The organism is Thermosphaera sp., from assembly GCF_059755995.1.
In genome coordinates this window covers 1-8,208 of sequence record NZ_DBOUKL010000044.1, presented here as the reverse complement: position 1 = coordinate 8,208, position 8,208 = coordinate 1, and the positions used below count along the sequence as shown (strand labels likewise).

Genomic DNA, 8,208 nt, shown 5'->3' with positions numbered 1-8,208 from the left:
GTATAGGTGTTGCTGATGCAATGGCTCTCAGGACAAGCGGGACTAGTTGCAACGGGATGTAAACCCCGGAGCCTGATAACAATATGGGAACAATAGTATTGGAAACACTCCAGGGTCGCTTCACGTTTGTGTAGAACACGATTAAAACTCCTATAATACCCGATAAGACTCCCAGGACGAGAGAAGAAAGCGTTAACGCTGCGAGAAGTTGTAAATACAGGCTTAAACCTGTTGAGCCTAAAAGCATTGAAAGAGCCGGAACTAGATAGAGTGTTGAAAGGAACGTCATGATTAACGGTCTAATAACTGAGGTAGCCAACACGTATACTGGAATACTGGTTGATTCCAGAATAATAGTGAACGAGCCATAAACCTTGAACTCTGCGTACAAGGTTTGCACGACATCGCCCACGGTAACAGCCACAACTGTTAGTATTGCTGAAAGGCTTAAACTAAACACGAGCGCGTCTGTAAGCGTCATCACATGGTTGAAGAGACTGCTGAATCTTTGCAACACGAAGTCTACATCGCCCATGAGGGTTGGTAGGAAAACTATGCCAACCCCGTATATGGAAGGAAGTAGCCAGATCGTAACATAATCTCCTATGAATCTTTTCAGCCAAGCAACCTCCCTGTACACCAGGGCTGTTAAAACACCTTTAATACTCATCTAGAACACCGAGAATAGCTAAGTAGGCATCCTCAAGCGAGGGCTCTATGAGCTGGAGATCCAGTATTTTAACACCATGTTCTTTCGAAGCCTTAAATAAAACCTCCACAACGTCTTCTCTATTCGAAGATATTATTGCGCTGACTTCAACCCTTCCATTGCTGTTCACTCTTGAAGCAACTCGTTTGACATACAGGCTATCTGCTATAATCTTCTTCAATAACGGCTCTGAATCCAACGTTGTCTGAACTTTGAGCCTAAGGACTAAGCCAACCCTGCTTTTCAACTCATTAGGGGTTCCCGATGCTACCACTTCTCCCTTATTAATGATTGTTACAGTGTCCGATACTATCTCTATTTCATGCATGTTGTGCCCGGTTACAAGTATCGTCCTCCCATCCCTAGCTAGTTTAACAAGCATCTCCCTAACATGCCTGCTACTCTCAACATCCAAGCCTAGCGTGGGCTCGTCTAGTAGAAGCACTTCGGGATCGTTTAAAAGAGCCTTGGCGATGGCAAGCCTAGCCCGCATACCAAGGCTGTATGTGAAGTAGGGCGAGTCAGAAGCCTTTAACTCTTCCAGTCCTACTAGCTCCAAAACCTCTCGGGCTCTTCTACGAGAATCAGATAGCGAAAGCCCTTTCAACAGGCCGTAGAAAACAAGGTTTTCAAACCCGGAGAGAGATGAGTAGAATCCTTTTGAAACATCTATTGCAAGACCTATTATCCTTCTTACTTTTTCAGCTTCCCTGACAACATCAAATCCTTTTATGCTCACTAACCCGCTATCCGGTAGGAGAAGGGTTGACAGAATCTTAATGGTGGTAGTTTTTCCAGCCCCATTAGGACCTAGAAGAGCATGGATTTCACCCTTACTCACGTAGAAACTCACATCTTTGATCGCTTCGATAAACCTAGTCTCCCTAAAGCCCTCTCTAACCCTGTAGCTCTTCTTTAAATGCTCGATAATAATGGTTTTCAACAGGGATCCTCCTTCAGCTAGACTTTACTGCTTGTTCAAATTAATCTTTGATAACGGGTTTTAACCATTTACCGTGAACAATCCATGCAAGAGCGACTAACCCCGTTATGACATTGCTGATCGCCATCCCAACCCACAAACCCTTTACCCCTAGGCTTAAAGGACCCGGACCGAAAAGGTAGGCTAGAATATTCCTTAGAAACCAGAGTCGAAGAATAGTTATGTACATGACCGGCTTCGTATGGCCGGATCCCTGTGCCACACTGTATGCTGCCCTGAGCATGGTGAAGAACACTATTGAGGGTCCCATGAAAAGGATGAAATCGGATGCGTGCTGTATAACCTCGGGGTCTGAAGGAATGAATAAGCGTGCCACCTCGTATCTCAAAGCAATCAGCGTGAAAACCCCTACAGAGGTTATTCCTGTAGCTAGCATGATCGCCTTATAAGCCGCTTCCTTAGCTTTCCCAAAATTCTCAGCCCCTAGGTTTTGTCCAATAATCGTGGATAGGGCGGCTAGAATACTTCCCACTAGAATTTCGAGTAAGCTGAAAGGCCTGTCCCCAACACCCCAAGCGGCCAGCGCGCTGGACCCCAAAAGGCTTATTATTCCCGTTAGCACGGTGAACCCTGCGGCTTCGCTTAGGGATGAGATTGAAATTGGCAACCCTATCCTGAAGAACTTTTTGATCAGGGAGAAGTCAAGCCTTAGATCACCCCTCCTTAGTCTTTCACCTTTAACCCCGCGGCTTGAGAGTAGGGCTAGGGAGATTATTCCTGACACCAGGTCGCTCAGCAGTGTTGCTATGGCGGCACCAGCTATGCCGAGAGCGGGGAAGCCAAAGAGGCCGAATATCATTATAGGGTCTAGGATAATGTTGATAGACACTCCTATCAAACGGATTTTCATGATTGTTAAAGTATCGCCCGCAGCCGAATATATTGAGAGAACAGAATCCATTAATCCGAATATGGAGAAGCCTAATGCAAAGATTCTTCCATAGATGACAGCGCCCTCCCTAACCTCTGCTGGAACTCCGATGAGCTCGAGGAACACCGGGACCGCCATATATGATAAGATTCCAAGCGGTACTCCTGTAACCACCGCAAGAAATAATAGTTGCCCTCCAGCATTCAACGATCTCCTATAGTCTCCAGCACCCCAGTATTGTGAAACCAGTGCAAGCCCTGCCTGGAAGAGACCGGCTAAGCCAGCTATGATTAAGAATAACACGGGCCAAGTAGCGTTCACAGCTGCTAGTGCTTCTCTTCCCAGCCTGCCAAGCCAGTACATGTCTGTTAAATTGTAAACGACTTGTAGGGCTTGCGTAACCCCTATGGGGAGTCCAAGCTTCAGCATTGTCTTCAAAACCGGTTGTTTAACAACCCAATGTTTATCATCCATTCTTGAACACGCCTAGGGTTCACAATTAATGTTCACTTATATAACTATATTAGAGCATGAGTGGACAGTGTTTTGACTACTTAAAATAGTAATAACTGGTCAAGATAATTAGTTTCGACATGATAGATTAAAAGGGGCTTGTGCTTGCAGTTTAAGTGCTCATGCTGTGGTGAAGTTTTCTGGGATATTAAAAGAATTACATGTCCATACTGCAACAGCTTGCTGACCCCGGTGTTTGAGTGGCGCTTCTCCATCAGGGAGGATTTAAAAGGAATATGGAGATTTACCAACATGCTTCCACGCTTCGAAAACACTATAACAATGGGTGAGGCCAACACTCCTCTACTGGAGTCTAGCAGGCTTTTCAAGGATATGAACGTTTATTTTAAAGACGAGGGGCGCAATCCTACTGGAAGCTTCAGGGATAGGGTAGCACCGTTAATAATCGCGGACGCTTTAGACACCGGTGTGAAAAAGCTCATCCTAGCCAGTGATGGAAACATGGGGGCAAGTATTGCCGCCTATGCTGCAAGGGTGGGTTTGAAAGTAACAGTATACGGTCCTTCGTCAATGGAGGATGCGAAAGCTCTTCTAATACGTGCATACGGGGCAAAGCTGATTCTCAGCGACCAATCCATTGAGTCCTTGCTTGAGACGATTTCCAGAAAGACAGCTAGCGGTAAGACATATAATGCGTCATCCTTGCACAACCCTCTCTCAATCGAGGGATTGAAAACAATAGCTTATGAGATATTCCTCGACCTCAAGGCTGTTCCTGGAAAAGTGTTCCTACCTCTTGGTAGCGGGGTTACGTTACTGGCACTATACAAGGGTTTTAAAGAATTGGTCGACGCGGGCGTGGCTAATAGAATGCCTAAGCTCATCGGAATAGAACATTGTGGAAGCCCAAAGTACTCACAGGTTTTGAAGGAGAGAGTTGAGAAATGCAGGGAACCTGTTTTAACAGGGCTAGGATACAGTCAGCCTTACATAAAGGAGACTGTTTTAAAGGTTCTCGAGGATTATGGAGATATAGTCGTCATTGACTCCAGCGGAGCGGTTAAAGCGGCAAAGTTGCTGTCTAAAAGGGAAGGGCTTTTCGTGGAGCCCTCGTCAGCGGTAAGCTTGGCAGGATTCTTTAAATACGGAGAAGTTGAGGACTCTGTTATTTTGCTAACGGGCCACGGCTTGAAAGCACCACTTCTTTACACAAGGCCTAATCGAAAAAGGTTTTCAGCCCCATTTCCAGGCATCACTAAGAAGATGATTCTTGAGCTAATATCTAACAAGCCAGGTCTCACAGGGTATGAGGTATGGAAGCATCTTGGAATAGATGTGACGCCTCAAGCGGTTTATCAGCATCTCCGAGACCTTGTGGAAATGGGGTATGTTGAAGCCAAGCTTGACGCGGGCGTGAAAAAGTACTTTGCAAGACATATTGAAAGTTTTACTTAAAGGATAAACTTAATATTTCAAATATTATTTTTCTATTAAATGGTGATAGCATGTCTGCTAAAGCACTTGGAACAAGGAGAATCATCAATATTGTTGTATTCACTGTTCTAGTTTATTCCGCGACAGTAGTGCTTCAAATATATCAACCAGTAACGGGAGGGTATTTCAACCTTGGAGAATCAATGATATATCTCGCAGCTCTTTTAACAGAACCAATTGTTGCCGCATTTGCTGGAGGTGTCGGCGCGGCTTTAGCAGACATCTCCACCGGGTATGGATTGTTCGCCCCCGGCACATTAGTGATAAAATTCATTGAAGGCTATGTTGCAGGGTATCTTGTGAAGCGGTTTGGGAAGGTCTATAAAGCCTACTACTCTATGCTTGCGGGGGGTTCTCTAACAGTTGGGTTGCTCCTATTCGGAATATTCTTCTACTCTGGAGAAGTTTACGTGGGTCCAGGGGAATGGGCTGGAATCACTCTTGAAGCACCGATTTTAAACATACCTGTGTGGGCGTGGATACTAATAGCATTCGTGATCGGCGGGCTCGCCACTTACGGCTTATCTAGGAATATTGTTAACTTCTCTGAAACAATAGCTCTGCTAATAGGAGGCGTGTTAATGGTTACAGGCTACTTCCTTTACGAGTACTTCGTGTCGAACCCGTTGACCGGTAGACCCCCGGTGAACGCTGTATTTGAGATCCCTGTGAATGTTGGTCAAGCATTAGTGGGGATTGCTGTTTCAATACCGGTTGCTTCCTGGCTGAGGAAAGCTGGTTTTTTTGAAAAAGAATAAAATCATTGTATTAACTATTCAATTCTATTGCTAAAGGTTAAACGGTATCATGCTATGCAACCGGTTATTAACGTTGAAGTAAGCGAGGCGGGATATCCGGGAGGCTTCACTATTAGAAACATAGAGTTCGAGCTCTACCCGGGAGAGCTTTTGGTGATTGCTGGAGAATCAGGAAGTGGGAAAACTACGCTCGTAAGGGTTTTAACAGGTACTATTGGGCTGGTCGGAGGATATTTTAAGGGTAAGGTATTAATAAGGAATACTCCCATTGATGAAATCCCCCCTGATGAGTTTTACTCCGATGTAGCATACATTCCGCAGGAACCATGGTTTGCTCTAGTAGGCTACTCTGTGGAAACAGAATACTGCCATTCATTAGCGGTAGCAGGATATACTTGTGAGCTTTTCGATCTGATGAAGCTCGGGCTTGGGAGGAAGCTGAAGAATCCAACATACGGGTTAAGCGCTGGTGAGACTCAAAGATTAATATGGGCTGAGTCCTTAGCAAGAAGTTCCTCAGTGTTTATTCTAGATGAGCCGCTTGTCTACATTGATAAGTATGCTAGGGAAATGTTGCACAGTGTTGTTGAAACAGCTCTTAAAGACGGGAAGACCGTGGTGGTTGTCGACCATAATCCATTATTCTGGAGGGATCTGGCATCTAAAATCATTTACCTGCATAACGGACAACCAGTATATTCCGGGCATTGGAGAAACGATTTCTTTTCTCACCCTTTACTGCCTGAACGCGGTATAAGAAGTAGTAATGAGTTTGCAATCAGACTTGAAAACGTATGGTTTAAATATCCGGGAGGGGACTACTTGTTCAAGGATTTCTCGCTAAGTATTAAGGAGAAAATTATAACAGGGCTTACAGGACCTAACGGGTCAGGTAAATCAACATTGCTCAAGATAATGGCCGGGGTGTTAAAGCCGAGTAAGGGCAGGGTATTCGGGAAAGGGAAACGCATATACATTCCGGAAAACCCGCTTATCTACTTCACCAAGCCCACGCCTTGGGAGGAACTCCTCTATGCAAGCAAGGGCGATGAATCGAAACTGCTAGATATAGCTGAACGCTTCAATCTTAAAAATATATTGCACCGTCCTCTTGCAAGGCTCAGCTCAGGTGAGAGAAGGAGGGTGGTACTGGCTTCAGCGTTTTTATCAAACTATCAAATCTACATGTTGGATGAGCCCACGGCAGGGCTTGATGATGTTAGCTCTCACCAGGTTTTAGAGCATCTTATAGAGCTGACTGAGTCCGGTTTAACAATAATTGTCTCGACACATGATGAGAGGGTTTTCAAAATCTTGGACGAGACGGTTGAGGTGGGCAAGAAATGAGCGTGGTTGGCGCACTCGTGTCCATAATTTACAACGTCTTCTTCTTGCGTAGCGAGGAGGGTTTTAAACGCGCTGAACCTTTCTCAAAACTAATCTTTATCCTGTGTGTTCTAACATTAATGCTACGCCATCCACATGGAGTCATTATTACGGGTGTTTTAACACTTCTTCTGGGTCTGTACTATCCCGGGATGGAATGGGCGTTGTCGACGCTGGTTTTAACGAGTCTTGTAGGAGCTTACATGGGTGGTTCCACGTTGCTGAGCAATGTTTTAGGGTGGAGTAGCTTAAGCATTCTCGATATCCTTTTGATTATAGCTCGAACTATAACTTTATCAACTACTATTATTTTCATAGTGGCTATTTTGAGTCCTGCATCTCTTACGAATATTCTGAGGAAAATAGGTTTCAAGAAACTAGCGGTTCATATCCCGCTTCTTATATGGAGACTCGTTCCTTACGGAATGAAATGGTTCGTAGAGTCTTTAATGATTGGTGCTTTGAAAAACGAGAAAACGACGGCTAGAATCCCTGTGGTAGTAGCTGGAGTAGTTGAGGTAGGGAGGTTTTTAGAGGAGTATTCGTACCACAGGCTGAACTCGGAGATGAAGACGACCATACTCTTGGTGAAGGAGGAATATACCCCAGACATCATCCTCGTATTTTTCTCTTTTCTAATGTTATTGCTACTGAGATAAACAACTCAGGCAGCCACCGCTTCTTCATCGAGAAGATCTCCGCAGTGTTCGGGACCTTCAGCATCATATAATGGGTTTTCCAACAAGCCTTAAAAACCTTCAAGCAATACTATAACGCAACCTATTTATTTCGTAAATGAATATTTAAACAAAGTTGAGACCTATGGAATTAAATTTCGACTCCGTAATTACCCATGGAATCAAACTAGGAGCCGAATTCGTTGACTTAAGATACCAGGAGCACTTGTATGAAACCATAGTTCTAGATAATGGAGTTGTAAGGGATGCCGGAGTATCTTTTTCCCGAGGAATAGGTGTGCGCGTATTAATTGGAGACAGAATTGGCTACTCCTTCACCAACATCATGTCTAACGAGAATCTAAAACTCACGGTAGAGAAAGCCGTGAAGATTGCAAAAAGTAGTAGTCCTTATAGTAGCATTGTTTCAATGGAGTCTCGAGGCACGTTTAAAGACAAAATTATAAGTCATTACGGAATAGACCCTTTTGATGTCGACTATGCTGAGAAAATCGAAATTCTCAACCAAATGCATAAAAGGTTGAAAGAGTTTAAAGAGCTCTCTAGTATAACGATCCCATACGCTTTCGAAAAAGATAGGCGAGTCTATGTTTCAAGCAATGGAGACTTCATCGATTTTACGCGAAGAATGATCGGTGTTGGATGCAGATTGGTTGCGCATTCAAACAATAATTACGAATCCCTCTCAGTATCCGAGTCCACTGTAGGGGGTTGGGAGTTCTTCAAGACTATTGATTTAGAGGAATATGCTTCAACAAACGCGAAGCTCTTGATAGAATCTCTAACCGCTCCGCGAGTCACCCCTGGAAGATACG

Annotated in this window: 7 protein-coding genes and 1 pseudogene; 5 read left to right on the top strand and 3 right to left on the bottom strand. The window is 44.4% G+C overall.

Annotated features, from left to right (window positions below):
- From AC3OH0_RS04505 to AC3OH0_RS04495, 3 genes and pseudogenes are all read right to left on the bottom strand, one after another.
- Positions 1–670, bottom strand: a pseudogene (locus tag AC3OH0_RS04505) (hypothetical protein); the annotation flags it as partial.
- A complete protein-coding gene (locus AC3OH0_RS04500; protein ID WP_498344913.1) occupies positions 660–1,652 on the bottom strand; it encodes an ABC transporter ATP-binding protein in 993 nt (330 codons plus the stop codon). The pseudogene AC3OH0_RS04505 and the gene AC3OH0_RS04500, both read right to left, overlap by 11 nt.
- A gap of 40 nt (positions 1,653–1,692) precedes the next feature.
- On the bottom strand, positions 1,693–3,057 hold the full coding sequence (locus AC3OH0_RS04495) for an MATE family efflux transporter (protein ID WP_498344912.1): 1,365 nt from the start codon (positions 3,055–3,057) through the stop codon (positions 1,693–1,695).
- 144 nt (positions 3,058–3,201) lie between these two features.
- On the opposite strand from AC3OH0_RS04495, the gene AC3OH0_RS04490 reads away from it, so the two are divergent.
- From AC3OH0_RS04490 to AC3OH0_RS04470, 5 genes are all read left to right on the top strand, one after another.
- Positions 3,202–4,512 carry a pyridoxal-phosphate dependent enzyme gene (locus tag AC3OH0_RS04490; protein ID WP_498344911.1) on the top strand — a complete coding sequence of 437 codons (1,311 nt, stop codon included), beginning with the start codon at positions 3,202–3,204 and terminating at the stop codon, positions 4,510–4,512.
- A 50-nt stretch (positions 4,513–4,562) separates the two neighbouring features.
- Positions 4,563–5,309, top strand: coding sequence for an ECF transporter S component (locus tag AC3OH0_RS04485; protein WP_498344910.1), 747 nt, complete (start codon positions 4,563–4,565; stop codon positions 5,307–5,309).
- A gap of 54 nt (positions 5,310–5,363) precedes the next feature.
- Positions 5,364–6,656: an ATP-binding cassette domain-containing protein gene (locus AC3OH0_RS04480; RefSeq protein WP_498344909.1), complete on the top strand. Its 1,293-nt coding sequence runs from the start codon at positions 5,364–5,366 to the stop codon at positions 6,654–6,656.
- On the top strand, positions 6,653–7,354 hold the full coding sequence (locus AC3OH0_RS04475) for a hypothetical protein (protein ID WP_498344908.1): 702 nt from the start codon (positions 6,653–6,655) through the stop codon (positions 7,352–7,354). Before AC3OH0_RS04480 ends, AC3OH0_RS04475 begins: the two co-directional genes overlap by 4 nt.
- 163 nt (positions 7,355–7,517) lie before the next feature.
- The coding region (locus AC3OH0_RS04470) for a PmbA/TldA family metallopeptidase (RefSeq protein ID WP_498344907.1) at positions 7,518–8,208 on the top strand (691 nt) is incomplete at its 3' end.

Excerpts from the sequence above, each read along its gene's own strand:
- AC3OH0_RS04495 (WP_498344912.1), bottom strand. The coding sequence starts at position 3,057 with ATGGATGATAAACATTGGGTTGTTAAACAACCGGTTTTGAAGACAATG.
- AC3OH0_RS04485 (WP_498344910.1), top strand. The coding sequence starts at position 4,563 with ATGTCTGCTAAAGCACTTGGAACAAGGAGAATCATCAATATTGTTGTA.
- AC3OH0_RS04480 (WP_498344909.1), top strand. The coding sequence starts at position 5,364 with ATGCAACCGGTTATTAACGTTGAAGTAAGCGAGGCGGGATATCCGGGA.
- AC3OH0_RS04475 (WP_498344908.1), top strand. The coding sequence starts at position 6,653 with ATGAGCGTGGTTGGCGCACTCGTGTCCATAATTTACAACGTCTTCTTC.